This is a genomic window from Geothrix fermentans DSM 14018 (assembly GCF_000428885.1).
In the GTDB taxonomy this organism is placed as follows: domain Bacteria; phylum Acidobacteriota; class Holophagae; order Holophagales; family Holophagaceae; genus Geothrix; species Geothrix fermentans.
Genome location: NZ_AUAU01000025.1, coordinates 22,343 through 47,323, shown reverse-complemented (window position 1 = coordinate 47,323; position 24,981 = coordinate 22,343). Strand labels below are relative to the sequence as shown.

23 protein-coding genes are annotated in these 24,981 nt (G+C 70.4%); 16 read left to right on the top strand and 7 right to left on the bottom strand.

Translation table 11 applies throughout. The features are described 5' to 3' along the window. Positions 1 to 114 precede the first annotated feature (114 nt). From G398_RS17395 to G398_RS17390, 3 genes are all read right to left on the bottom strand, one after another. On the bottom strand, positions 115 to 1,860 hold the full coding sequence (locus G398_RS17395; RefSeq protein WP_052571730.1) for a protein-disulfide reductase DsbD family protein: 1,746 nt from the start codon (positions 1,858 to 1,860) through the stop codon (positions 115 to 117). 105 nt (positions 1,861 to 1,965) lie between these two features. Then, the gene (gene bfr / locus G398_RS0109115) at positions 1,966 to 2,442 is read right to left on the bottom strand and encodes a bacterioferritin (protein ID WP_026853375.1); all 477 of its coding nucleotides are present in this window, start codon (positions 2,440 to 2,442) and stop codon (positions 1,966 to 1,968) included. 59 nt (positions 2,443 to 2,501) lie between these two features. Next, positions 2,502 to 2,786: a (2Fe-2S)-binding protein gene (locus G398_RS17390; RefSeq protein WP_043484512.1), complete on the bottom strand. Its 285-nt coding sequence runs from the start codon at positions 2,784 to 2,786 to the stop codon at positions 2,502 to 2,504. A gap of 86 nt (positions 2,787 to 2,872) precedes the next feature. Here G398_RS17390 and G398_RS0109105 point away from each other — a divergent pair, with 86 nt between their 5' ends. From G398_RS0109105 to G398_RS0109080, 6 genes are all read left to right on the top strand, one after another. Beyond that, a complete protein-coding gene (locus G398_RS0109105; RefSeq protein ID WP_052571729.1) occupies positions 2,873 to 3,538 on the top strand; it encodes an HD domain-containing protein in 666 nt (221 codons plus the stop codon). Between the two features lie 119 nt (positions 3,539 to 3,657). Beyond that, positions 3,658 to 4,008, top strand: a complete 351-nt coding sequence (locus G398_RS17385; RefSeq protein WP_052571728.1) for a 6-pyruvoyl trahydropterin synthase family protein — start codon at positions 3,658 to 3,660, stop codon at positions 4,006 to 4,008. After that, entirely contained in the window at positions 4,005 to 5,372 is a 1,368-nt protein-coding gene (locus G398_RS19615; protein WP_052571727.1) for a polysaccharide deacetylase family protein, read from the top strand. The genes G398_RS17385 and G398_RS19615 overlap by 4 nt, the downstream gene beginning before the upstream one ends. 69 nt (positions 5,373 to 5,441) lie before the next feature. Beyond that, positions 5,442 to 7,976, top strand: a complete 2,535-nt coding sequence (locus G398_RS17375) for an FtsK/SpoIIIE family DNA translocase (protein WP_052571726.1) — start codon at positions 5,442 to 5,444, stop codon at positions 7,974 to 7,976. 171 nt (positions 7,977 to 8,147) lie between these two features. After that, positions 8,148 to 9,518 carry a rhodanese-like domain-containing protein gene (locus G398_RS17370; protein ID WP_052571725.1) on the top strand — a complete coding sequence of 457 codons (1,371 nt, stop codon included), beginning with the start codon at positions 8,148 to 8,150 and terminating at the stop codon, positions 9,516 to 9,518. A 118-nt stretch (positions 9,519 to 9,636) separates the two neighbouring features. Continuing rightward, complete coding sequence (locus G398_RS0109080; protein ID WP_026853373.1) at positions 9,637 to 10,056, top strand: hemerythrin domain-containing protein; 420 nt, start codon at positions 9,637 to 9,639, stop codon at positions 10,054 to 10,056. Here the strand turns inward: G398_RS0109080 and G398_RS0109075 are convergent. Beyond that, positions 10,053 to 11,018 carry a hypothetical protein gene (locus tag G398_RS0109075; RefSeq protein WP_026853372.1) on the bottom strand — a complete coding sequence of 322 codons (966 nt, stop codon included), beginning with the start codon at positions 11,016 to 11,018 and terminating at the stop codon, positions 10,053 to 10,055. The genes G398_RS0109080 and G398_RS0109075 overlap by 4 nt on opposite strands. 89 nt (positions 11,019 to 11,107) lie before the next feature. On the opposite strand from G398_RS0109075, the gene gmhA reads away from it, so the two are divergent. From gmhA to pip, 6 genes are all read left to right on the top strand, one after another. After that, on the top strand, positions 11,108 to 11,671 hold the full coding sequence (gene gmhA / locus G398_RS0109070) for a D-sedoheptulose 7-phosphate isomerase (protein WP_026853371.1): 564 nt from the start codon (positions 11,108 to 11,110) through the stop codon (positions 11,669 to 11,671). 6 nt (positions 11,672 to 11,677) lie between these two features. Next, positions 11,678 to 12,412, top strand: a complete 735-nt coding sequence (locus tag G398_RS21185; RefSeq protein ID WP_026853370.1) for a DUF4124 domain-containing protein — start codon at positions 11,678 to 11,680, stop codon at positions 12,410 to 12,412. Continuing rightward, positions 12,402 to 13,592, top strand: a complete 1,191-nt coding sequence (locus tag G398_RS17365; protein ID WP_052571724.1) for a coproporphyrinogen-III oxidase family protein — start codon at positions 12,402 to 12,404, stop codon at positions 13,590 to 13,592. Before G398_RS21185 ends, G398_RS17365 begins: the two co-directional genes overlap by 11 nt. A 119-nt stretch (positions 13,593 to 13,711) precedes the next feature. Beyond that, positions 13,712 to 14,524, top strand: coding sequence for a CPBP family intramembrane glutamic endopeptidase (locus tag G398_RS19610; RefSeq protein WP_052571723.1), 813 nt, complete (start codon positions 13,712 to 13,714; stop codon positions 14,522 to 14,524). 82 nt (positions 14,525 to 14,606) lie between these two features. Further along, a complete protein-coding gene (locus G398_RS0109050) occupies positions 14,607 to 15,494 on the top strand; it encodes a DMT family transporter (RefSeq protein ID WP_026853369.1) in 888 nt (295 codons plus the stop codon). Positions 15,495 to 15,645: 151 nt separating this feature from the next. Beyond that, positions 15,646 to 16,608 carry a prolyl aminopeptidase gene (pip, locus tag G398_RS0109045; RefSeq protein ID WP_026853368.1) on the top strand — a complete coding sequence of 321 codons (963 nt, stop codon included), beginning with the start codon at positions 15,646 to 15,648 and terminating at the stop codon, positions 16,606 to 16,608. 101 nt (positions 16,609 to 16,709) lie between these two features. Here the strand turns inward: pip and G398_RS0109040 are convergent, their stop codons facing one another. Then, complete coding sequence (locus tag G398_RS0109040; RefSeq protein ID WP_026853367.1) at positions 16,710 to 17,366, bottom strand: DedA family protein; 657 nt, start codon at positions 17,364 to 17,366, stop codon at positions 16,710 to 16,712. 46 nt (positions 17,367 to 17,412) lie between these two features. On the opposite strand from G398_RS0109040, the gene smpB reads away from it, so the two are divergent. Continuing rightward, positions 17,413 to 17,868 (top strand): SsrA-binding protein SmpB, encoded by a 456-nt coding sequence (gene smpB, locus G398_RS0109035; protein WP_026853366.1) that lies wholly within the window; start codon positions 17,413 to 17,415, stop codon positions 17,866 to 17,868. Between the two features lie 142 nt (positions 17,869 to 18,010). Here smpB and G398_RS17355 read toward each other — a convergent pair whose 3' ends face one another. Further along, positions 18,011 to 18,661 (bottom strand): riboflavin synthase, encoded by a 651-nt coding sequence (locus G398_RS17355; protein ID WP_052571722.1) that lies wholly within the window; start codon positions 18,659 to 18,661, stop codon positions 18,011 to 18,013. 19 nt (positions 18,662 to 18,680) lie between these two features. Further along, positions 18,681 to 20,255: an amino acid permease gene (locus tag G398_RS0109025; RefSeq protein WP_026853365.1), complete on the bottom strand. Its 1,575-nt coding sequence runs from the start codon at positions 20,253 to 20,255 to the stop codon at positions 18,681 to 18,683. A gap of 73 nt (positions 20,256 to 20,328) precedes the next feature. Between G398_RS0109025 and G398_RS0109020 the strand changes: the two genes are divergently transcribed. From G398_RS0109020 to G398_RS0109010, 3 genes are all read left to right on the top strand, one after another. Continuing rightward, positions 20,329 to 21,258: a DUF58 domain-containing protein gene (locus tag G398_RS0109020; RefSeq protein WP_026853364.1), complete on the top strand. Its 930-nt coding sequence runs from the start codon at positions 20,329 to 20,331 to the stop codon at positions 21,256 to 21,258. A 19-nt stretch (positions 21,259 to 21,277) separates the two neighbouring features. Further along, positions 21,278 to 21,694, top strand: a complete 417-nt coding sequence (gene cdd / locus G398_RS0109015) for a cytidine deaminase (RefSeq protein WP_211229067.1) — start codon at positions 21,278 to 21,280, stop codon at positions 21,692 to 21,694. Between the two features lie 75 nt (positions 21,695 to 21,769). Then, the gene (locus G398_RS0109010; protein WP_026853362.1) at positions 21,770 to 24,583 is read left to right on the top strand and encodes a tetratricopeptide repeat protein; all 2,814 of its coding nucleotides are present in this window, start codon (positions 21,770 to 21,772) and stop codon (positions 24,581 to 24,583) included. The last annotated feature ends 398 nt before the right edge of the window (positions 24,584 to 24,981 follow it).

Genomic DNA, 24,981 nt, shown 5'->3' with positions numbered 1-24,981 from the left:
CGAGGCCGTTTCTCCGTCATCTCCGGCTCCAGCCTTTCATCTTGCGAACATGGGGCTGAGCTTGGCCGATAAGCAGGTCCTGTTAATCCTGCTTTTCATCCTGTTAATCCTGTCTCAGCTTTTCCCCTCGAGCCAGGCCCTCATGGTCTCGGGCTTCTGGAAGCCCAGGATGCGGCGCAGCTCCCGGCCATCGGCGTCCAGCAGCAGCACGGTGGGATAGCTGCGGATCTGCAGCTTCGTGGCCAGGTCCTTGCGCCTGGCGTCGGTGTCGATGCGGATGGGCACGGCGTTCGCGGCGATCCACTGCTTCAGCGCGGCGTCGGGCCAGGTCTTCTCGTCCAGTTCCTTGCACTGGGCGCACCAGTCGGCGTAGATGTCCACCAGCACGACTTTCTTCTCGGCCTTGGCCTTGGCGAGCGCGCCTTCGAGGTCCTGCTCCATCCAGCCGGCGTGTTCATCCTGGGCCGCCACGGCTGCGCCACCCTTGGGCAGCAGGTCCACCTTGAGGTAGGCCTCCACGGTGCGCACGCCCAGCAGCAGGGCCAGCGACAGCAGCAACAGGGCGAAGCCCTTGCGGAGCTGGCCCACCAGACCCGAGGCGGCTTCAAAGGCGCCGAAGACCGCCGCACCCGCGAGCATCACCACGGTCCACATGGCGAAGTTCGCCCAGTCCGGCACCACGAGCCGCACGTTCCAGGCCGCGAAGCCCAGCACCACCAGCCCCATGCCCTGCTTGAAGCGCGTAAGCCAGTCGCCGCTCTTGGGCAGCGCCGCCGAGAAGGTGCCCACGGCGAGGAACAGCACGCCCATGCCCAGGGCGAAGACGAAGAGCTGGAGGCCGCCCATGAACACGTCCCCCTGCTGGGCGATGCCCACCAGCACGGCGCCGATGACGGGACCCACGCAGGGGGCGGAGAGCGGCCCCAGCACCAGACCCATGAGGAAGGCCCCGCCGAAGCCCTTGCGGGAGCCGTCGCCCTGCAGCTTCAGGGCGAGACCCTGGGGCAGGGCGATCTCGAAGGCCCCGAAGAGGGAGAGCGCGAAGGCGGCAAAGAGCAGGGACACGGGGATGAGGAAGGCCGGCTTCTGCGCGAAGGCCCCGAAGGCTGCGCCGCTCCGGGCCGCCAGCACGCCCAGGGTCGTGTAGGTGACGGCCATGCCGAGCACCAGCACCGCCGACAGGGCGAAGCCCCGGGCCTTGCCGCTGCCCTTGGCGCCCACGATGGCCATGGTGATGGGGATCATCGGATAGACGCAGGGGGTCAACGAAGCCCCCATGCCCGCCAGGAAGACCAGCAGCAGCGACCAGAGCAGGCCCTCATGCTTCGGGGCCGGAGCCGGGGCGGGCGCGGGAACAGGCACAGGCGCGGCCGCTACCGCCACCTGCGGTTCTGTTTTTTCTACCGGAGAAATCGCAGGTTTCTCCGGCGCCGCGGCCGCCGAAGCCCCGCCCGGAATTTCACTCGCCTTCACCTCCAGCACCCGCGACGTGGGCGGGAAGCAGACGCCGCCCTCCCCCTCGGTGCAGGGCTGGTAGGTCACCTCCAGCTTCACGGTGCCCGTGAGGCCCTCGCCCCGCAGGGGGATGCGCACGGTGCCGTGCCAGATGCCGTCGCCGATCTCGTCCTTGGCGTCCGTGGCGGGCAGGGGCCCGGCCTTGAGGGTGCCGGGGCCGCCCTTCTTCACCACCTCCATGAAGGAGGCCTTGAGGTGGGCGCCCGCGGGTACCGTGAGCACCACGGCGCCCTTCTGGAAGGCCAGGCCCACGCTCTTGACCGCGTCGAAGGTGGGGTCCGCCTTCTGGGCCCAGGCGACCGTCGCCAGCAACAGGCTCATCAGCAGCGTGGTCAGGCTCCGCATGGGTCCTCCGGGAAGGCCCATCTTACCTGCCTCGATCCGCCCCACCGCCGCGGAAACGCTGAGGCTCTACCGGCCACCACGCTGGAATCCGCCCCAGACGGCCTGCTATGAGATCCCGCCCGCCGCCCGCTGGACGAAGTTCTGGAGGCCCATCTGGCCGATGAGGTCCAGCTGGGTCTCCAGCCAGTCCACGTGCTCCTCCTCGCTTTCGAGGATGTCCTGGCAGAGGTCGCGGCTCACGTAGTCGCGGATGCCCTCGGCGTAGGCGATGGCCTCGCGCAGGTCCTTCATGGCGTCCATCTCCAGGGCCAGGTCGCCCTCGAGGATCTCCTTGGGGTTCTGGCCGATGCGGAGCTTGTTCAGGTCCTGCATGGACGGCAGGCCCTCCAGGAAGAGGATCCGCTCCACCAGCAGGTCGGCGTGCTTCATCTCGTCGATGGATTCCCGGTACTCGTGCTCGCCCAGCTCCTTGAGGCCCCAGTTGCGGCACATGCGGGCGTGCAGGAAGTACTGGTTGATGGCCGTCAGCTCGTTGCGGAGGATCCGGTTCAGGTGCTGGATGACGGTGCCGTCGCCTTGCATGGGACCTCCCGGGAAAGGTCCTCACCATAGCCACCTTTGCCGGTTCCTCACAACTGGATTCAGCTGGCCTTGGCGACTTCGGCGGGCCGGCCCCAGACCGGGCGGCAGCGGCCGCGGCAGCCCCAGGGCGTGGCCCAGGGATCCATGGCGGGATCCAGGGCCACCGCCACCGGCTCCCCGGCCCGGATGGCCAGGACCGCCTCGGCCATGGCCCCCAGGCAGCGCCCGCAGTCCGGCTTGGCCTCCAGCGCCTCGAAGACCGCCTCCACGGATTCCGCCCCGCGCTCCCGCACGGCCCAGACGACCTGGTCTTCGGTGATGGCGTTGCAGACGCAGAGGAACATGCCCGACCTCGGGACCAGTGTAACAAAAGAGAAAGAGTCTCAATATTGAAAATCGTGATTTCCGGCACAACCGATACCCTGGACCCATGGCGCAATCCCCCTCCCTCCCGTGGTTCGACCCACTCCTGGCGCGGCTCCGCGCCCACCTGGCCGCCGAGGCCTTCCCCCGGGACGCGGCCCACGACCTGGGCCACATCCTGCGGGTGGCGCGGCTGGCGGCGGACCTGGCCGCCGAGGAGGGGGCCGACGCGGAGGTCTGCGTGGCCGCCGCCCTGCTCCACGACCTCGTCTACCTGCCCAAGAACCACCCGGAGTCCTCCCTCACCGCGCGCCTGGCCGCGGAGCTGGTGCCCTGCTGGTGCCGGGAGATCCCGGGCCTGGAGGACAAGGCGGAAGCGGTGGCCGCCGCCGTGGCCACGCACAGCTGGAGCGGGGGCCAGGCCCCCGGCAGCCTGGAGGCCGCCGTGGTGCAGGACGCGGACCGCCTGGAGGCCCTGGGCGCCATCGGCATCGCCCGGGTCTTCGCCACGGGCGCCAGCTTCGGCGCGGGCCTCTGGCACCCGGAGGACCCCTGGGCGGAGGGCCGCGAGTTGGACGACAAAGCCTGGAGCCTCGACCACTTCGAGCGGAAGCTCCTCAAACTCGCCGCCGCCATGACCACCTCCGCCGGCCGGCGCCGCGCCCAGGCCCGCCAGGCCACCATGACCGCCTACCTCGCCGCCCTCCGCCAGGAACTCGACCCCGGCCGCTGACAGCTGACCGCTGACCGCTGACAGCCGACCGCTGATAGCTGATAGCTGACAGCCGATAGCTGACACCCGCGAGCCATATCTCACATCTCCGCCGCCATGGCCGATAGCTATACTCAGCCATGTCCTTCACCCTCTCCCTCCGCCGCCCCTTCGTGGCCGATCATTTCCATGACCTTCCTGGATTCCAGGAGGATCGCCACGGGCACAACTGGGAGGTGGAGGCCACCGTGGAGCTGGCTTCGGAGGCCGGGGAGGCCGCCTTCGCGCGGGCCCTGGACGCCTGGGTGGAGACCATCGACTACCGGGTGCTGAACCACCTGCCCGCCCTGGCGGGACGCAACCCCACCGCCGAGGTCCTGGCGGAGCAGGCCTTCCGCCACCTGGAGCGCGCGGCCCTCCGGCCCACGGCCGTGCGGATCCGCGAGAAGGCCAACTACTGGGCCCTCTGCCGCGGCGGATCCACTCCGTGAGGCGCCCGGGGCCCGCCGCCCTGCACCCCGGCCTGGCCCTCGGCCTCGCCCTGGCCCTTTCTTTAGCGGTGGTCGGCTGCGCCCCCCGGGACGCTTCGAAGCCCCCGGCCGCCGCCCGGTCCGCAGAGGCCTCCTGCGCCTGGTCCTGGCGCCCCCTGGGGGGCCTGGCGGTGCTGGAAGGCGAGGTGGCCGAGCCCACGGAGCTGGTGCTGGAGGGACGGTCCATCCGGGAGGCGCGATTCGCCGAGACGGGGCCCGTGCGATGGGAGCTCTTCCGTCCCCCGGTCGGCGAAGTGGCCGTGCTTCGCACCCCCGCCGGCCGCATCCTCGCCCGCTTCGAGTTCACCCTTCCGCCGCCGCCCTCCGCGCCCAAGGCGGCCCGCCGCGCCCTGCAGCCGCCCCCGTCCCTGCCTCTCCAGCCTGCCCCCCGCGCCGCCCTTCCCGACCTGGCCCGGACCGAGGCCCGACTCCCCGCATCCTTCGTGTCCCCCCTGCCCACGCGGCGGCGGCCCCTTCCGGAAGGCGCCGCGGGCGCCGACCGGACGCCGCTCCCGGCGGTGGCAGCGTTCCAGCCCGTCCTCCCGGCATCTGGATCCACGTCCTGGCCCGGTGTGGGCGAGGCCCTCAACCTCACCCGGGGCCCCGGCGGCCACCGGCGCCTGCTGCTGAGCTTCGACGGCGGCTCCACCTCCGAGGTGGCGGCCGAGGTACTGGACACCCTCAAGGCCCGGGGCGTGCGCACCACCATCTTCCTCACGGGCGCCTTCATCCAGCGCTACCCGGACCTGGTGAAGCGCATGGCCGCCGAGGGCCACGAGCTGGGCAACCACACCATGAACCACCCGCACTTCGCCCCGGGCATGAAGCGCGATCCCAAGTGGACCCGCGAGCGGGTGCAGCGGGAGCTGCTGGAGGCGGACGCCGCCCTGGTGCGCCTCCTGGGCCGGCCCATGGATCCCTACTGGCGGGCCCCCTACGGCGAGCACACCACAGAGATCCGCCGCTGGGCCGAGGAGCTGGGCTACCGGCACGTGGGCTGGAGCGAGGGGGCCGACACCCTCGACTGGGCCACGCCCAAGGAGCGCCGCCTCTACCGCAGCGGCGACGCCATCCTCCAGCGCCTCCAGAAGCGGCTGGACCGCGACGGCGACGGCATCATCGTGCTCATGCACCTGGGCTCGGAGCGGGTGGAGAAGGACCGTCCCTCCGCGGGCCTCGGCGCCTTCATGGACCGCGCGGCGCGGGAGGGCTGGACCTTCGTGGCCGCGGGCGCCTTCCTCCGGGATCTTGGCAAGCCCGCCTGGGATCCCCAGCTGCGCCTGGCGCTCCTGCAGCCTCCGGGATCCGCGCCGCCGGCCCGCTGAGGCCGCTCCCGCTGGGCTACACTGGTGCGCAGACACCGTGGAGGCGCATTGCAGGGGATCGGCCGTTGGATGCTGAGGGCTGGACTGGGCTTCGCGGCCCTGGTGCTGCTGCTCTCGCTGGCCAGCTTCCATCCGCTGGATCCGCATCCCTTCACCCAGGGCACGGCCCTGCCCGCCGTGCAGAACCTCTGCGGCACCGTGGGCGCCACCGTGGCCGGCCTGTTCCAGACCCTCATGGGCATGGGCGCCTGGATCCTCCCGCCCTACCTGCTCTGGGAGGCCTGGCCCCGGGAGGGCGTCCGCTGGCCGGGCCGCCTGGCCTGGCTGGGCCTGGCCCTGGCCTCCTGGACCGCCCTGGGCGCCTTCGGCAGCCGCACCTGGACCGGGCTTGAAGGCATCGGCACCGTGGAGCTGCGCTGGGGCGGCTGGCTGGGCAGCACCCTCTGGCCCGCCCAGCGCCGCTTCCTGGGCCCCATCGGCCTCCCCCTGCTGCTGGCCCTCGTGGTGCTCACCTGCGCTCTGGTGCTGGCCCCCTCGGTGACGCGGGCCATCGGCCGGCTGCTCCACCGCTGGCTGGGCGAGACCGCCTGGCCCTGGGTGAAGCCCATGCCCGCCAAGGGCTTCCAGGGCTTCCTCAGCATGGTGAAGCGGCCCTTCCTCCGCGGCCGCAACCCCCAGCAGCCGGACCTCGACGCCTCGGACGGCGCGGCCCTGCTGGCCCTGGCCCAGCGCCAGGACGCCCTGGAGGCCCAGCGCGAGGCCCTGCTCAAAGCCGAGTTGGAGACGGCCGAGGCCCGCCGGAAGCAGCCCCTCATCCGGGCCGAGGACCTGCTCCCCCCCATCCATTCCATCAACCTCGACGCCGCCCAGACCCTCATCGAAGCCCAGCCGCTGCCTTCGACTTCGGCCGTGACGTCGGGGGCGGCCCCGGCGCCGACGGGCGAGGCCCCCTTCCGGGCCAAGCTGCTGGCGGAGGCCCCCGCGGCCCCCAAAGCCAAGCCCACGGTGGCCAGGCCCCAGGTGGCCAAGGACCGCTTCGGGCGGGAGATTGTCCAGCCGCCCCTGCCCCTCACGGAGCCCACGCCCGCCAAGCCCCTGCCGCCGCTGCCCGAGCCCGAGCCGGGCCCCGCCGCCCGCGAGACCCTGCCGCCCCGCCGCCTCTTCGACCCGCCAGGCCAGCACGCCAAGGCCGACCTGGCGGCCCTGGAGGGCATCAAGGAAGTGATTGGACAGAAACTGTCGGAATTCAAGATCAAGGGCGCCGTCGCCGGCATGCAGCCCGGCCCCGTCGTCACCGTCTTCGAGTTCCAGCCCGATCCTGGCATCCCGCTCTCCCGCATCCTGGGCATGGAGGAGGATCTGGCCCTGGCCCTCCAGGCCGAGGCCGTGCGCATGGACCGCATCCCCGGCAAGAACCTGGTGGGCATCGAGGTGCCCAACCCGAAACGCGAGATCATCACCTTCCGCGAGGTCATCGACAGCCCCGCCTTCCGCGACGCGCCCGGCCTGCTCCAGCTGGCCCTGGGCAAGGACATCGCCGGCAAGCCCGTGGTGGCGGACCTCAACAAGATGCCCCACCTGCTCATCGGCGGCAGCACCGGCAGCGGCAAGAGCGTGGGCGTCAACGCCATGATCTGCTCCTGCCTCGTGCGCGCCCAGCCCGACGAGGTGAAGCTCATCCTGGTCGACCCCAAGATGGTGGAGCTGGGCGTCTACGAGGACATCCCCCACCTGTGGGCGCCGGTGGTGACGGACATGAAGGAGGCGGGCCGCGTGCTCAAGTGGGTGGTGGCCCAGATGGAGGACCGCTACCGCCGGCTGGCCCTGCTGAGCGTGCGCGACCTCAAGGGCTTCAACACGAAGATCGCCGATGCGGGCGGCTCGCTGGACATCTCCGAGCGCACGCCCAACCCGCGCTGGCCGGACCGGCCCGCCGTGCTCGAACCCATGCCCCACGTCGTGGTGGTCATCGACGAGCTGGCCGACCTGATGATGGTGGCCCGCAGCGAGGTGGAGGACAGCATCGCGCGCATCGCCCAGAAGGCCCGCGCCGTGGGCATCCACCTCATCCTCGCCACCCAGCGGCCCTCGGTGGACGTGGTGACGGGCGTCATCAAGGCCAACCTCCCCAGCCGCCTCAGCTACCGCGTGCGCACCAAGATCGACAGCCGCACCATCCTGGACTCCGGCGGCGGCGAGCAGCTGCTGGGGGCCGGTGACGCCCTCTTCCTGCCCAACGGCGCCAGCCATCCGAAGCGGATCCACGCCCCCTTCCTCACGGAGGAGGAGACCCTGCGCCTCGTCACCTGGCTGCGGGAACGGGGAAGGCCCGACTACAACCAGGCCCTCATCAGCGCCATGGAGACCGAGGAGGAGACGGCCCTCTTCGACGAGGCGGAGATGGCCGGCGGCGACGACATCTACGTGCGCGCCCTCGCCGTGGTGAAGCGCGAGCGCAAGGCCAGCACCAGCCTCCTCCAGCGCAAGCTCAACCTCGGCTACGGCCGCGCGGCGCGCCTCATCGACCGCATGGAGGAAGAGGGCATCGTGGGACCGGACCGGGGCGCGGGCAAGCCGAGGGAAGTGCTGGTAGAGGCCGACTAGACCCGCGCGGGCGCCCGGCCTCCCCTGAGTCGGGACTTGGCATGTTTTTTCAAATTCCCTTCGCGTGGGCTGAAGCTTCCACATGGGTGTCCATAGACCTTGGTCACATTCCCCCTGGCTTCATGAGCAATCAACCATAGACTCCAATCGTTAACGACCCACGGAGCATCTATGCGACCCCTTCTTCCCCTCGCCTGCGCGGCCCTCCTCGCAGCCCCCCTGGCCGCCGACGCCCCGGCGCCCAAGGCGGCGTCCGCGAAGCTCTGCACCACCTGCCACACTACGGCTGCCGACAACTTCCGCGGCCACTTCGACAACCTGGCCCCGAAGGCCCACAGCTTCCAGCTGAAGATCGACGAGCGGGTCGAGATCCTCCGCTACGACGCGGCCACCCTGAAGGTCGTCACGCCCGAGCCGGCGGCCAACGCCGAGGCCGGGCTGAAGTCCATCGCCAAGGGCCACGAGGTGCGGGTGCAGTACGTCGAGAAGGATGGCGTGAAGACCGCCGTGGCCGTGTTCGCCAAGCCCCCCGTCAAGCTGGCCGCGAACGAAACCATCGCCGTCGATGAACTCCAGAAGCTGGTGGCCATGGGCCCCGAGAAGGGGAAGTACTTCCTCTTCGACTCGCGCCCGTCGCCGCGCTTCATGGAGGGCGCCATCCCCACGGCTGTGAACCTGCCCTTCCCCGCCTTCGACAAGAACGTGGACAAGCTGCCCGCGGACAAGGGCGCGCTGGTGATCTTCTACTGCAGCGGGAAGACCTGCAACATGAGCCCCGGGTCGCTGGCCAAGGCGAAGAAGCTGGGCTACACGAACGCCAAGGTGTTCGTGGAGGGCATGCCCGCCTGGACGAAGAAGGCCCACGGCGTGCTGAGCCCGGCCTCCATGAAGGCCGCCTACCTCGACACCCAGACGCCCCTCGTGATCCTCGACGCCCGTCCCGCCGCTGAGGCCGCCAAGGGCTTCATCAAGGGGTCCGTGGCCGCGGATCCCGCGAAGATGGCCGACCTGCTCAAGGCCTTCCCTTCCGCCAAGCTCAAGCCGCCCGTCGTGGTGGTGGACCGCACCGGCGGTGAGGCCGCGAAGGCCGTGGCCATGGACCTCGTCAAGGCCGGGTACGTGGGCGTGAACGTCCTCACCGGCGGCTTCCAGGCCTGGCAGGCCGCGGCCCTGCCCGTGGAGACCGGCACCCTGGCCGCCAAGGCCACCTTCGTGCCCAAGCCCCGCCCGGGCTCCATCTCCCCCTCCGAGTTCACCAAGGTCGCCGAGCTGGCCCCCGCCCAGCGCGGCGCCGTGATCCTCGACGTGCGGAACCCTGACGAAACGAAGAACGGCGTGATCAAGGGCGCCCTTACGATTCCCGAGCCCCAGCTCCTGGCGCGCCTCTCCGAGCTGCCCAAGGGCCAGCCGGTGATCTGCCACTGCTCCACGGGCCTCCGCGCCGAGCTGGCCTACCACCTGCTGAAGGAGAAGGGCTTCGAGGCCCGGTTCCTGCCCACGGAGATCACCATCATCGACAGCGGCGAGTTCACCATCGACTGAGGGCTCCGTAAGCGCGAAAAGGCCGGCCCTAGAGCCGGCCTTTTTTATGCCAGTGGGAACCAGACAGGCCTCAAGTCCGGACGGGCCGTTCCGATAACAAAGGGCAGAGGGATCCGCCATGGACGCCAGCCTCGCCCCCTACCACCATCACCACCAGGAACTGCGGCGCCTGGCGCGGGAGCATGAGGCCCGGCTGGCTCCGGCCCTGGTGCGGGAACACCCGGACCAGTGCCTGGCCGGCTCGCAGGCCCTCCTCGCCACGGCCAAGGCCCACCTGTCCATGGAGCACACCATCCTCTACCCCGCCCTGCTGGAGGCCATGGACACCGAGGTCCTGGCAGCCGCCAGGGGCCTGGAGGCGGGGCTGGAGGAGCTAAGGACCCGCATGCGCCAGTTCGCCCGGCACTGGCCCAGTGCAGAGGCCATCCGGCTGGCGCCGGAAGCCTTCATCGGGACGTCCAGGGACCTGCTCCAGGTCCTCCGCCGGCGCATCGACCTGGAGGAGGCCCGGCTGTTCCCCCTGGTGGAACGGGCCTAGTTCTCCGAAGCGGCCTTCGCCCGCGGCACGCGCCAACGGCTGCGCTGGGCGGGATCGGCCATGCCCCCGGCGTGGCAGGCCTTGCAGACCTCCAGGTGGGTGTTCTGGTTCCGCCAGTAGGCCCGGGCCTCGCCGCCGGTCTCCTGGCGGCGGTCGATGGGCACCTGGGGCCAGTAGAAGGTGAGGGCGGGCGTCTCGCCCTTCATCTCCAGGGCATAGAGGGGACCCGCCTCGGTGCCGGGGCGGCCCCAGCGGTCCTCCAACGTGCTGAGCACCACCAGGGAGCCCGGCGGGAGGGTCCGGCCCGCCCGATAGGCTGAGGCCGCGGCGGGATTGGCCCAGGCGCGGATCCAGCGGCCTCCGTGCGCCGGGGACTTCACCGGCTCGGCGTGGATGGGCTCCAGGGCCGCGTAGTCCAGGGCCCGCAGGGGCGCCTGGGCCTCGGCGTCTACCGGGGGCGCGGGAACCGCCGCCTCCTTCACGGGCGCCGATGGAGCGGGCGGCACGGGGCGGCCCGGGTGGGCCAGCCCGTAGCCGGTATAGCCCGTGGCCAGGAGCGTCGCGGACCAGAGGAGCCCCAGGAACAGGGCCAGGACGCCCAGGCTCTGGTGGTCCTTGCGGACCCGGTTCATGGACCAGAGGGCGGGCACCGCGAGCAGGGCGGAGACGGTGGCGATCACCGCGTGGCGGAACACCATGGCATCGGCCCCAAGGCCCGAGGCCGGAAGGGGGAAGAGGCGTCCGGCGGGAATCAGGGTGTGCAGCCGCCCCGACGCCGGCCCGCTGACGAGGGCGGCCAGCAGACCCAGCAGGCCCACCCAGCCCAGGTAGCGGCACACGGTCCACCAGGGACGCATGCCGCGGCCGGCCCGCTGGGAGGCGAACAGGGCCCAGGGCAGCAGCAGTCCGGTCGCCACCGGAAGGTGGGCCAGCAGGGCGTGTTTGAGGGCAATCCATTCCATGGGACCCACGCTCGGAAGGGGCAATACTCCCCGCAGTCTGCCAGGGCTAGGCAAATCCTGGGAGGGGAATTCCTGTCACAATCGCGTCCATGAAGCAGATCCTCCTCCAGCACGTCCAGGAGTCCATCCAGCTGAAGCAGGCCTTCTTCGCCGCGGAGCTGGACCACCTCCTCTCCCAGGCGGACGACATGGCCGAGCGGCTGCGGCGCGGGGGGCGCATTCTCGTCTGTGGCAACGGGGGCAGCGCCGCCGACGCCCAGCACCTGGCCGCCGAGCTGAGCGGGCGCTACCTGAAGGAGCGCCGTGCCCTGGCCGGTATCGCCCTCACCACGGACACCTCGGCCCTCACGGCCATCGGCAACGACTACGGCTTCGACCAGGTCTTCTCCCGCCAGGTCGAGGCCCTGGGCCGCCCCGGCGACCTCCTCATCGGCATCAGCACCAGCGGCAACAGCCCCAACGTCGTCCGGGCCGTGGCCTCCGCGAAGGAGCTGGGCGTGCGCACCCTGGGCCTCTTGGGGCGGGACGGGGGCAAGCTCAAGGATCTGATGGACGATGCCCTGGTGGTGCCCTCCACGGTGACGGCCCGCATCCAGGAGGTCCACCAGATGATCTACCACTTCTGGTGCGAGGCCCTCGATGCGCAATTCTGAGGCCGCATGGTGACCGCCGCCGCCGGGCTGCTGGTCCTGGCCCTCCTCGGCCAGCCCGCACGGACCTACTACTGGCGGGATGCCGGCGGGCAGACCCATGTCACCAACACGCCGCCACCGCCGGGCGCGGAGCTGCTGGAGCCCCCGCCCCCGCCCGCCGTGGAGCCCGGCCGACCCCAGCGCATCCAGCCCGTGCGCCCCTCCGAGACGCCCGGAGGCCTCCGGCAGGCGGCCCTCAATCCCGCCCAGAAGCAGGCCTGGGAGGCCCTGGACCAGCACCTGATCAGGGCCCGGGCCGCGAGCGACCGCCGCACCCTGGAGGCCGTGACCGATTCGCTCATCCACGACTGCCTCTGGGGCAGCGGCCTGTGGGCCATGCCCCTGATGCCGCTCCTGGCCCTGGCCCTCATGGGCCTCATGGGCTGGTGGCTGGCCCTGGGCCTGGGCTCCGGCCTCCGCCTGCCGGTGCTGGGCGGCTTCCTGCTCCTGGGCCTGGCCTTCGGGCACCTGCTCCTGAACGTGTTCCTCTACCACCCCCAGGCCACCCGGCTCCGGCAGAACATGGAACTGCTGGAGCGCCACATGGGCGGGCGGATGCCCCGCCCCGAGCGCCACGCCCTGCTCGAGAAGCGCTACCAGGCCCTCGAGCAGGCCGCCGAACCCACCCGGGTCCCCTGGCGCTTCCCCCGGGAGGTCCGCAACCTCCGTGAGGCCGTGAAGCAGGTGATGGTTGACCCCTGACCTTCCGCCCCCCCTGGCGGAGCGGCTGCCGGTGCTGAGGAGCGCCGCCCACGCGGAACCCCTGGGCCTCTACCTCCACATCCCCTTCTGCCTGGACCGCTGCACCTACTGCTCCTTCGCCACCACCCGGGACCGGAGCCTCCAGCCGGAGACCACGGCCCGGCTCCTCCATCAGGTGCGGGCCTGGGGGGCGGCCCTGGAAAGGCCCGCGGTGGACACGCTGTACCTGGGCGGGGGCACCCCCTCCCTGCTGTCCGCTGCCGAACTGGCGGACCTCACCGCCGCCCTGCGTGAAGCCTTCGACCTCTCGCCCCTCACGGAGGCCACCTTCGAGGCCAACCCCGGCACCGTGGACCTGCCCTGGCTCCGGCAGGCGCGCGACCTGGGCTGGGACCGCGTGAGCCTCGGCGTGCAGGCCCTGGATGACGTCCTCCTGGCCCGGCTGGGGCGCATCCACGGCGCGGCCCAGGCCCTGGAGGCCCTGGACCTGGCCGAGCGGGCCGGTTTCCGCCGCCGCAGCGCCGACCTGATGGTGGGCATCCCCGGACAGTCGCTGTCCAAGGTTCTCGGCGATGCCCGCACCCTCGCCGCCACGGGCCTCGACCACTTGAGCATCTACCTGCTGGACCTGGACAAGGCCTGTCCCCTGCGCGCGGAGATCGACGCCGGCCGCCTGGCTCTGCCCTCCGAGGATGAGGTGGCCGACGTCTTCGAGGCCCTCCAGACCGAGCTGCCCCGCCTGGGCCTGGCACCCTACGAAATCAGCAACTACGCCCTTCCCGGCGGCGAGTCCATCCACAACACCCGCTACTGGGAGCGCCGACCCTACCTGGGCCTGGGCCCCAGCGCCGCCTCCCAGATGGGCGACTTCCGCTGGACGGAGACTTCCGTCATTCCCGCCTGGACCGGAGGCCGCGGCGAGGTGGAGCTCCAGGAGTTGGACCCGGCCGAGGCGCTGGCGGAGCTCCCCCTGCTGGGCCTGCGCCTGCACCGGGGCGTGGACTGGGCGGCCCTGCGCACCCGCGCCGATGCCCTCAACCTGCGACCCCTGACGGATGGATGGGAGGCGCGGCTCCGCGCCCTGGTGGAGCAGGAACTCGTCCTCTGGGAGGGCGACTGGGTACGGCTGACCGCCCGGGGGATGCTCATGAGCAACGGCATCCTCCAGATGTTCGTGTGAGGCTTCCCCTCAGGTAAGCTGGCCCCACGCACCCAGAGCTCACCCCCCGCGACCGATCGGGATCGGGGAACACCCTCCCATCGGCCTGCATGCAGCCGACCCGTTCGTGGATACCGATCATGAACCCCACCGAGCCGACCCCTGCCGCGGCACAAACGCCCTATCCCGGCTTCGCCCAGTCCCTGCTGCCGGTGTTTCTGTTCTTCCTGTTCACCTCGCTCCTCACCATTCCCTCAGCCGTGTTGTCGATCCTGAAGCGGCCGGGCTGGGCGGCCTGGGCCTTGTTCCTGGGCCAGCTCGGGGGCGTCGTCCTGGCCTTGAAGGTCTGCCTGCCCATCGGCAAGAAGGCGTGGAAAGACGCCTTCCCCAGTGCCTCTGTACCTCCTGGCGTCTGGCCGCTCACCCTGATCGCCATGGCGGGGTTCATCCTGGTCATCGGCGGTGTGGATGGTTGGCTCAACCATCTGATCCCGCCTCCGGCCTGGTTCAACAAGGCTTTCGTGAACATGGGCTGGCCCAGCATCGTACTCGGCGCGCCCCTCACCGAAGAGCCCCTCTTCCGCGGCCTGATTCTCGGCGGCTTCGTGCTGCGCTACGGGACGCGACGGGCCATCGCCTATTCCGCCCTGCTGTTCGCCCTCATCCACCTGAACCCCTGGCAGTTCCCTGCGGGCCTGGTGCTGGGCGCTTTCCTGGGCTGGCTCACGGTACGCACGGGATCCCTCTGGCCGGCGGTGTTCGCCCATTTCCTGAACAACCTGGCCGTCACCCTTGCCCACGCCTTCCGGATTCCCATCCTCGCGGATGATGGGTTCCAGCCCTTCTGGATGTGGGGGCTCGGCGTTCTGCTCCTGGGGCTCGGGCTGATGGCGCTGGCCCGTCTGACCTCGGGTCTCCAGGTCCCGGAAGGCACGGTGGGCGACGCGGCCTGATCCCTCGCCGACAGCCGGGGGCCTGGCGGGAGCGGTAGGATGAAGGCAGGCCCCGCGCCCCGGGGAAAGCTGCGGAGTCCCCTTGCACTACGCCGGCGAAAGCGCCGCTCTGCTCACTTCCGTGTGCTGGGCCCTCAATTCGGTCTGCTTCACCCTCGCGGGCCGGCGGGTGGGCTCGGCCAGCGTGAACCTGATCCGCCTGCTCATGGCCTGGGGCCTCCTCGTCCTGCTGCACCTCGCCCTCTACGGCCAGCCCTTTCCCTGGGCGGCGGGCAGCGTCCGCCTGGGCTGGCTGGGGGCCTCGGGCCTCATCGGCTTCGCCGTGGGGGACGCGGTGCTGTTCGAGGCCTTCGTGCTCATCGGGGCCCGGCTGGCCATGCTGCTGATGACCCTCTCGCCGGTCTTCAGCGCCCTGCTGGCCTGGGGCTTTCTGGGCCAGACCCTGAATGCGCCGAAGCTCCTGGCCATGGGCGTCACCCTCGGCGGCATCGCCTGGGTGGTCTGGGACGGGGGCGACCGCGAGGCCCACCCCCACCTGTGGCGCGGCGTCCTGCTGGGCATCGGCGGCGCCCTGGGACAGTCCGTGGGCCTCCTCTTCAGCCTGAAGGGCCTGGCGGGGGGATTCCCGCCCATCTCCGCCAACCTCATCCGCGTCTCGGCGGGCCTCGGCGCCCTGCTGCTCTACTTCGGGGCCTCGGGCCGCCTCCGCGGCACCCTGGGCGGCCTGCGGGACACCTGGGCCACGGCCGCCATCGGCCTCGGCGCCGTCACAGGCCCTGTGCTGGGGGTGGTGCTGTCCCTGGTGGCCATCGCCAAGGCGCCCATGGGCGTGGCCGCCACCCTGATGTCGCTCTCCCCGGTGATCCTCCTGCCCGTCTCCCACTTCGGCTTCAGGGAGAAGGTGGGCGGCCATGCGATCCTGGGCACGCTGCTCGCGCTGGCCGGGGCGGCCGCGCTGTTCTTTGTGTGACCCGGACACCGCGGAACGACACTCGCAGAGATTGTGGAGGAGAATGAGTTCCGCAGAGAAATGAAAGCCAGCTTTTCTCGGCGACCCTCTGTTCCCTCCTGAACCTCTGCGAGTGTGGTTTCCTGATGCTGAACCCCTTTTGGAGTCCTCGATGCCGCTTCGCAAGGATCCTGTCAGCTGGCTCTACCCGCCCATCGAGCCCACCCGCACGCACCGCCTGAAGGTCTCTGGCCTGCATGAGATCTACGTCGAGGAGAGTGGCAATCCGGCCGGCAAGCCGGTGATCTTCCTCCACGGCGGCCCCGGGGGCGGCACCAGCCCCAAGCACCGCCGCTACTTCGATCCGGAGAAGTACCGCATCATCCTCTTCGACCAGCGCGGATGCGGCCAGAGCGCGCCCTACGCCGAGGTGCGCGAAAACACCACCTGGGACCTGGTGGCCGACATCGAGCGCATCCGCGTGGAGCTCGGCATCGAGCGCTGGATGGTCTTCGGCGGCTCCTGGGGCGCCACCCTGGGCCTGGCCTACGCGGAGGCGCACCCCGAGCGGGTGACGGAGCTGATCCTCCGGGGCATCTTCCTGCTGCGCCAGCGCGAGGTGGACTGGCTCTACCAGGAAGGCGCCAGCCGCATCTTCCCGGACGCCTGGGAGCCCTACCGCGACGCCATCCCGGAAGCCGAGCGCGGCGATTTCCTGCAGGCTTACGCCAGGCGCCTCCTCAGCGAGGACCCGGCCGTGAACCTTCCCGCCGCCAAGGCCTGGAGCATCTGGGAGGGCGCCACCAGCAAGCTCATCCCCGATCCCGACTTCATCGCCTCCTACGGCGACGAGGCCACCACCCTGGCCTTTGCCCGCATCGAGTGCCAGTACTTCCTGAACAAGGGCTGGATGGACGAGGCCCAGCTCCTGCGCGATGCGCACCGGCTCAAGGGCATCCCCGGAAGCATCATCCAGGGCCGCTACGACATGGTCTGTCCCATCGAGAGCGCCTGGGCCCTGTCCAAGGCCTGGCCCGAAGCCGACCTCGTCATCGTCCCCGACGCCGGCCACAGCGCCTTTGAGCCCGGCATCTCCCGGGCCCTGGTGGCGGCGGCGGACCGGTTCGCCAAATGAAAAAGCTGGGACAGGCTTAACAGGATTAGAAAGGATTAACAGGATTCAAAAGCAAGGGCTTTAATCCTGTTAATCCAGCTTTTCATCCTGTTAATCCTGTCTCAGCCTTTGCTTCTGTTCTTGAAGTGGTCGTAGATGAACCACGCCACGCCGGCGGCGATCAGGACGCCGATGACGGCGTCGAGCTTGTGGAAGTAGGCGCCGAGGGTGTTCCACTTCTCGCCGAGCTTGTAGCCGATCCAGGCCAGGGCCAGGCACCAGGGCAGGCTGCCGGCGAAGGTGTAGAGGTGGAAGCGGGTGCGGTTCATGCGGGCGATGCCGGCGGGCAGGGCGATGAAGGTGCGCACCACGGGCAGCAGGCGGCCGATAAAGATGGCCCAGGTGCCGAAGCGCTCGAAGAAGCGGTGGGCCTGGTCCAGGTGCCCCGTGTGCAGCCAGATGTAGCGGCCGTACTTCTCCACGGCGCGCCGCCCGCCCCAGGCCCCCACCTCGTAGGCCGGGATGCTGCCCAGGTTGCAGCCCAAGGCGCCGAAGATGCCCGCGATCCAGATCTGGGCCACGGGGTTGCCGGCCCCCAGGCCGAAGAAGGTGAGCTGTCCCTTGAAGGCCAGGTAGCCCGCGAAGGGCATGATGACCTCGCTGGGCAGGGGGATGCAGGCGCTCTCGATGGCCATGAGCAGCATGACGCCCAGGGGCCCCATGGCGGCCATCACGGCCACCATCCAGGCGATGATCGGGGCGAGGATCTTTTGGAGCATGAGCGCATCCCAAAAGGTCCAGTGTACCGGCGGATACAATGGCGTCATGTCCGAGGATCTGGTCCGCAACCGCAAAGCCCTGCACAACTACCACGTCCTAGAGACCTGGGAGGCGGGGATCGCGCTCCAGGGCACCGAGGTGAAGGCCCTGCGGGCGGGCCTGGGCCAGCTCCAGGACGCCTACGTGGATGCGGTGGCCGGGGAGCTCTGGCTCAAGCAGGCCCACATCTCGCCCTATGAGTTCGGCACCTACGCCAACCACGACCCGCTGCGCCCCCGCAAGCTCCTGCTGCACAAGGCCGAGATCACGAAGATGACCGCCAAGGTGGTCCGCAAGGGCCTCACCATCATCCCCCTGGCCATCTACCTGAACGAGCAGGGGAAGATCAAGGTGAAGGTGGCCCTGGCCGAGGGCAAGGCCGTGGGCGACAAGCGCGAGGCCCTGAAGGCCCGCGAACAGAAGCGCGAGCTGGACCGCATCCGCAAGGGCGCGCGGGAGTAGGTCCCATCCCAAACGCAAAAAAGCCGGAACACAGAACACGCAGAGGGGCGCAGCGCACACAGAGAAGAAACAAGAGCAGGTCATTCCCTCTGCGCCCTCTGTGTGATTTCTGTGCCCTCTGTGTTCCAGCTCTTGAGCGGATTCAGCTACCCCACCCGTCCCGGGCGAAGCGGGCCAGCTTCTCGTCGCTGGCGCGGAGGGCAAGGGCCCGGGCCACAAAGCGGCCGATGGGGTCAGCCTCCAGGTTCACGGGATCGCCGGGGCGCATGGAGGCAAGGGCCGTGCGGATGACGGTCTCGGGGATGAGGGCCACGGTGAACCAGTCCGTGCCGCAGTCCACCACCGTGAGCGAGATGCCGTCCACGCAGATGGAGCCCTTGGCGGCGGTCATGGGCGCGAGCTCGGCGGGCATGGCGAAGCGCCAGATGCCCTCGTCGAGGCCACCCTGGGCCCGCGGCCGCTCCAGCAGCCGGCCCACGGCGTCCACGTGGCCCGAAACCAGGTGGCCGTCCAGGGGATCGCCCACGCGCAGGGCCGGCTCCAGGTGCACCGCGGCGCCCAGGGCCAGGCGGCCGAGGGTGGTCTTCGCCAGGGTCTCCTCGCTGAGGTCCGCTTCCCAGGCGCGGCCGTCCACGGCCACGCTGGTGAGGCAGGCGCCGTTCACCGCGATGCTGGCGCCCAGCTCCGCCCGGGCCAGCAGGTCCGCCGGGGCGGCGATGCGGAGCCGCGCCCCGCCGGGCCGGGAGGACCGGGATTCGAGGGTGCCCAAGTGGCGGATCAGTCCTGTGAACATGGCGCGGACTCCAGGTCCATCATCGCGCAGACGGGGCCTCCAGGCGGCTGTTCCGCGATCCGAAGAAGAAGTAGATCACCAGCCCGATGCCCAGCCAGGCGAAGAAGCGGTACCACGTGATGGCGGGCAGGCCCCGGGCGATCCAGAAGCAGCCGAGGATGCCCATTGGCGCCACCACCCAGGCGTAGGGCATGACGAACTTCCGGGGGGCCTCCGGGCGGCGCTTGCGCAGGATGAGCACGGCCGCGCAGACGATGACGAAGGCGAAGAGGGTGCCGATGTTGGCCAGCTCCACCACCTCGTCGATGTTGAGCAGGGCCGCGGGGATGGCCACCAGGAAGCCCGTGAGTACCGTGGCCGTGGAGGGGGTCTTGAACTTCGGATGGACCTTCCCGAACCAGGAGCCCAGCAGGCCGTCGCGGCTCATGCTCAGGAAGATGCGGGGCTGGCCCACCTGGTAGACCAGCAGCGCGGCGGTGGTGGCGATGACGGCTCCGAAGCTGATGACCGCGGCGATGCCCCCCATCTTGTGCTGGGTGAAGATGTAGGCCAGGGGATCCGCGATGCCGCCCAGCTTCGTGTAGTGCAGCATGCCCGTCACCACCAGGGCCACGGCGGCGTAGATGACGGTGCAGATGATCAGGGAGCCCAGGATGCCCCGGGGCAGGTCGCGGCCGGGATCGCGGCATTCCTCGGCCGTGGTGCTCACGGCGTCGAAGCCGATGAAGGCGAAGAAGATGATGGCCGCCCCGGCCTGGATGCCCCGGAACCCGTGGGGCACGAAGGGATGCCAGTTGTCGGGGCTGATGAACTTGACGCCGAGCCCCACCACGGCCAGCAGGATGATCACCTTGATCACCACCATGACGCCGTTCACCCGGGCGCTCTCCTTGATGCCGATGTAGCAGAGCCATGTGATGACGGCCGTGATGACCACGGCGAGCAGGTTGATGGTGATTGGGAAGCCGCCCACCGTGGGGGCCGCCTTCAGCACCTCCCAGTTGGCGAAGGTGGCCCCGCCGTTCACGAGTCCCGCCTTGGCCTGGGCCAGGGCCTCGAGCTTGGCGCCGAGGTCCATGGCCGGCACGCCCTGGACGAGCTTGAGGGCGCTGCGGGGGTCCATGCCCAGCCAGCCGGGGATGTCCACGTGGAGCACCGTGGAGAGGAAGCTGCGGGCGTAGTCGCCCCAGGAGATGGCCACGGCCACGTTGGAGATGGCGTACTCCAGCAGCAGGTCCCAGCCGATGATCCAGGCCATCAGCTCGCCCAGCGTCGCGTAGGCGTAGGTGTAGGCGCTCCCCGACACGGGGATCATGGAGGCCAGCTCCGCGTAGGCCAGGGCGGTGAAGCCGCAGATGACGGCGACGATGAGGATGCTGAGGACCAGGCCGGGTCCCGCCGGAAGCCGCCCATCGGCCATGTTCCCGGCGGCGGCGGTGCCGATGCTGGAGAAGATGCCCGCGCCGATGATGGCCCCGATGCCGAACATGGTGAGGTCGAAGGCCCCCAGGTTCTTCTTGAGCTGGTGCTCGGGCTCCTCGGCGCTGGCGCGGAGCTGCTCCAGGGATTTCGTGCGAAGGACACGTTCCAGCATGGGGGACCTTGTGGGGATGGAGGATCATGCTATCAGGCGATCCGGAATCGCATGGCGAGGTAGGCTGGAGGCGATGCAGCTGTGGAGCGACCGCCACCTACGCCTCTCCCTCACCGGGCTGGGCGCGCAGTGCCTGCTGGCCCTGCTGGCCGTGGGCGCCTTCTCCGTGAACACCGGGAACAACCTGCTCTACCTGGTGTTCTCCCTGATGTTGGGCCTCTTCCTGGTCTCCGGGGTTCTCAGCCGCCGGGCCCTCCAGGGCCTGGCGGTGGCCGGCCTCGAGGAGGGCAACCTCTTCGCCCGCGTCCGGGGCGGTCTCCGGCTCCGCCTGCGGGACCAGGGCCGGGGCCGGATCCGGGGCCTGGAGCTCCACCTCAGCCTGGAAGATGGCCAGGTGGAGCCGGGCTTCCTGGGCCGGACCACTCCGGGCGAGGACACGCTGGTGGTCCTTCAGGCCCGGGCGGGCCGCCGAGGCTGGACGAAGGTGCGCCGGCTGGAGCTGCGCACCCGCTTCCCCTTCGGCCTGGTGGAGAAGGCCCGATTCCTCGACCTGGACCAGGACCTGCTCATCCTGCCCCCCCCCCGCCCCCCCCCCGCCCCGCCGGCGGGCTGGCGGGGCGAGGGGCACCGCACTGTGGCCCTGGAGGGGACCAGCAGCCCCGAGGGCGCGCGCCCCTGGCGGGCGGGGGATCCCCCGGGCCGGGTCCACTGGAAGCGCACGGCCCAGCGCAGCCAGCTCTGGGTGCGCACCTTCCAGGAGGAGCGGCCCCAGGGCCTCCATCTGAGGCTCGACCTCGGCGTCTGGGCCCCGGGCCGGCCCTTCGAGCGGGAGCTGGAGCGGCTCTCGGGCGCCGTGCTCCAGGCCCGCCTCCAGAAGCGGGACGTCAGCCTGGAGCTCCAGGGCGCCCTGGAGACCCGGGAGGTGAGGGGCCACACCCCCTGCTGGCGGGCCCTTGCCCTGGCCCGGGCCGAAGGCGCCGGGGACCCGCCTCCGCTAAGCTAGGGACATGCAGGAGGCGATGGTGTTCGACGATCCCCAATCCCCCGCCTGGACCCCCCTGCTGGAAGCGGCCTGGGGGGCCCGGGCCAACGCCCATGCGGCCTATTCCCATTTCCAGGTCGGAGCGGCGCTGCGGACCTCCTCGGGCGACATCGTGGCCGGGTGCAATGTGGAGAATGCCGCCTACCCCGTGACCCTCTGCGCCGAACGGGGAGCTCTCAGCGCCGCCGTGGCCGCGGGCCTGCGCCCCGGGGGCCTGGTGGCCGCCGTGGTGGTGACGGACGCGGACCTGCTGACGCCGCCCTGCGGCGCCTGCAGGCAGGCCCTGGCAGAGTTTGCCGAGCACCTGCCGATCCTCCTGGCCAACCGCCGCGACCGCGTGCTCCACCGGCTGGAGGACCTGCTGCCCCACAGCTTCACGGGCCGCAACCTCGGTTAGCACGCCGGATCTATCCAAGGCGGGCCCGCCCCGCCTACACTTTCCGAACCCCCGTCAGGCAACCTGAGGCAGTGAATGGCCATTGATCGCGTCAAAGTCAAGAAGGAAGCCGACAAGCTCCTGACAGCGGGGAAGGTGGACCGGGCCATCGACGAGTTCCTCAAGCTCGTCGACGACAACCCCAAGGACTACGCCACCCTGAACCAGATCGGCGATCTCTACCTGCAGATCGGCCGGACCCGGGAGGGCGTGGAGATCCACAAGCGCCTCGGCAACGCCTACGAACGGGACGGCTTCCACGCCCGCGCCGCCGCCATCTATCAGAAGGTGGTGCGCAACGCCCCCGAGGACATCGACGCGGCCCAGCGCCTGGCGGACCTCTACCGCCAGATGAACAAGGTCACCGATGCGGTGAAGGTCCACATGCAGGTGGCCGAGCACTTCCAGAAGAAGGGCCTCATCAAGCGGGCCCTGGAGGAGTTCAACAAGGTCGTCGACCTGGACCCCAAGAACCTGAAGATGAAGGTCAAGCTCGCGGACCTCTACAACAAGGAGGGCATGAAGGACCGCGCCGCGGGCATCTACCTGGAGGTGGCCGAGTCCCTGGCCATGGAGCAGATGCACGGCGAGGCGAGCCAGATCCTCGAGCGCGCCAAGGCGATGATCTCCACGCCCCATGTCTTCCTCACCCAGAGCCGGCTGGCGGTGATCCAGGGCGACTACGCCGCGGCGGCCCAGCACCTGAGGGAGGGCCTCTCCAGCAATCCCAGGGATACGGAACTGCTGGAGGCCCTGGCGGAGATCGAGATCCGCAGCGGCCACCCCGACCGCGCCCTGGAGGCCCTGGCGGAGATCGCCCAGCTGCCCGAGAAGTCCCTTCCGCTCGCGGAGAAGGCCCTCCGCAACCTAGTGAACGCCGATCGCGGCGAGGAGGGCCTGCGGCTCTTCGCGCCCATCGCCCGCGAGCTGGCCCGCCGGGGCTCAGGCGACACCGTGGCCCGGAGCCTCCGGACCGCCATGCAGAACGCCATGGGCATCGAGGCCTGGATCCTCCTGGCGGAGATCGCCCATCAGAGCGGCAACCGCGGCGAGCAGGTCCAGGCCCTCCAGAGCGCCTACGGCCTCGCCCACCAGGCCAACGACCAGGGCCTCATCGGCCAGCTCTCGGGCCAGCTCCGCGCCCTGGGCGCGGTTCCGGATGCTTCCGCCGCCCCCGCGGCCACCTTCCGCGCGCCGGAGGCCCCGAGCCCAGGCTTCGGCGGTGCCGCGCCCGCCGAAGGCACCCTCCAGGTCCGGGAGACCGAGCTGGATCCCGTGCGGCGGCTCCGCATGGAGCAGTTCGCCCGCGAGGCCGAGGCCCTGCTCCGCAGCGGCAGCCCCGAGCGCGCCGTGGAGACCTACAAGAAGGCCCTGGAGCTGGATCCCTCGGATCTCAACCTCATCGAGGCCATCGTCGCCGTGCACCGCACCACGGGGCATCTCACCAAGGTGCAGATGCAGTACGTGCAGAGCGCCCAGGCCCTGGCCCAGCTCGGCAAGAAGCAGGAGGCCACCCACCTGCTGGACATGGCCGAGCAGCTCTTCCCGGGCTCCACCCGCATCCACCGCCGGACCCTGGGCCTGCCCGAACCGGGCGCGCGCCCCGCCGCCCCACCCCAGCCGGTGAGGCCGCCCGCGCCGCCTCCCCCCGCCGCGCTCCCGCCGGTTCCCGTCGCCCCGCCCATTCCGGTGGCCCCTCCCGCCCCCGCGGCTCCCATCGCGCTGCCCGAGCCCGTCCCCGCTAAGCTCGAGCCCATCGAGCTGGATGTCGCGGCCTTCGCCCCCCAGCCCCCGCCGCCACCCCCGCCTGCGGCGGCCCCTCCCACCCCTCTCCGCGAGGCCATCGCCCTGGGCGAGGGCCTGCCGGTCCTGCCGGACCCCTTCGCCGCGGCGGCCGGCCTCCCGCCCGTCCCGGCGCCCCCTGCCCCGATTCCGACCCCGGCTCCGGCCCCGATGGAGCCCGCGGCCCTGGACGCCTCGGACCTGGGCTGGATGGACGACACCCTCACGGAGCTGGAGGCCAAGGCCGTTCCCTTCTCGGCGCCCACCACGCCGCTCCCCCCCATGCCCACGGGCATCCTGTCCCCGGAGACCATCGAGGCCCTGGCCGCGGAGGCCGGCGCACCGGACATCCCGGAGGAGCTGGCCGGCCTCCTGGGCGACATCGACTTCCAGCTGGACTACGGCAGCCCGGACGAGGCGATGGCCGAGATCCAGGCCGCCCTCGCCCAGTTCCCCGGGCATCCGGAGCTGGAAGCCCGTCTGGACCGGGCCTCCACGGCCCTTCAGAAGCTGGGCCACGTCCCCAAGGCCAGCGCCCTGGCGGAGAGCGACTTCGCCAACTCCTTCTTCGACCTCACGGACGTGCTGGGCACCGCGCTCATGGACACGGGCGAGGGCGAGGAGATGCACGACGCCACCAACGTCGTGGAAAAGATCCAGAGCGTGGACGAGCTGTTCAGCGCCTTCCGCGAGGGCGTGGAGAAGCAGGTCAAGGGCGACGACTACGACACCCACTACAACCTGGGCATCGCCTACAAGGAGATGATGCTCATCGATCCCGCCATCGAGGAGTTCAAGATCGCCATGGGCGACCCCGAGCGCACCTTGGAGTGCTGCTCCATGCTCAGCATCTGCGAGCAGGCCCGGGGCGACCTCAAGGCCGCCGTGGACTGGCTGCGCCAGGGCATCGAGGCCCCGGGTTTCCCGCCCGAGGACAGCATCGGCCTCCGCTACGACCTGGCGGAGATCTTCCTCCAGCAGGGCCAGCCCGCCCTCGCCGCCGCCGAGTTCAAGGCCGTCCACACCATGGATCCCGACTACCGTGACGTGGCGGCGAGGCTGGCGTAGCCGACAAAAAAACGGGGACAGGATTAACAGGATTTTGAAGGATTAACAGGACCTGATTATCGGCGAGCCTCAGCCAGAAAAGCGGAACGCAGAGGGCGCAGAGACCGCCCTTCGGGCGCGCGGAGAGCGCGGAGGGGGCTCGACCCACCATGCGTGGGCCCGCCGAAGGCGGCCTCCGGCGTTGCCGGAGGTCATGGGGGCGCCCACGCTTGCGAAGCTGCACCCCCAAATCAGCCGCAGCCCCGTTTTCAATCTGTGCAAATCTGTGGACCCGAGGCCGTTTCTCCGTCATCTCCGGCTCCAGCCTTTCATCTTGCGAACATGGGGCTGAGCTTGGCCGATAAGCAGGTAACAGGATTCAAAACAAAGTTTTAATCCTGTTAATCCAGCTTTTCATC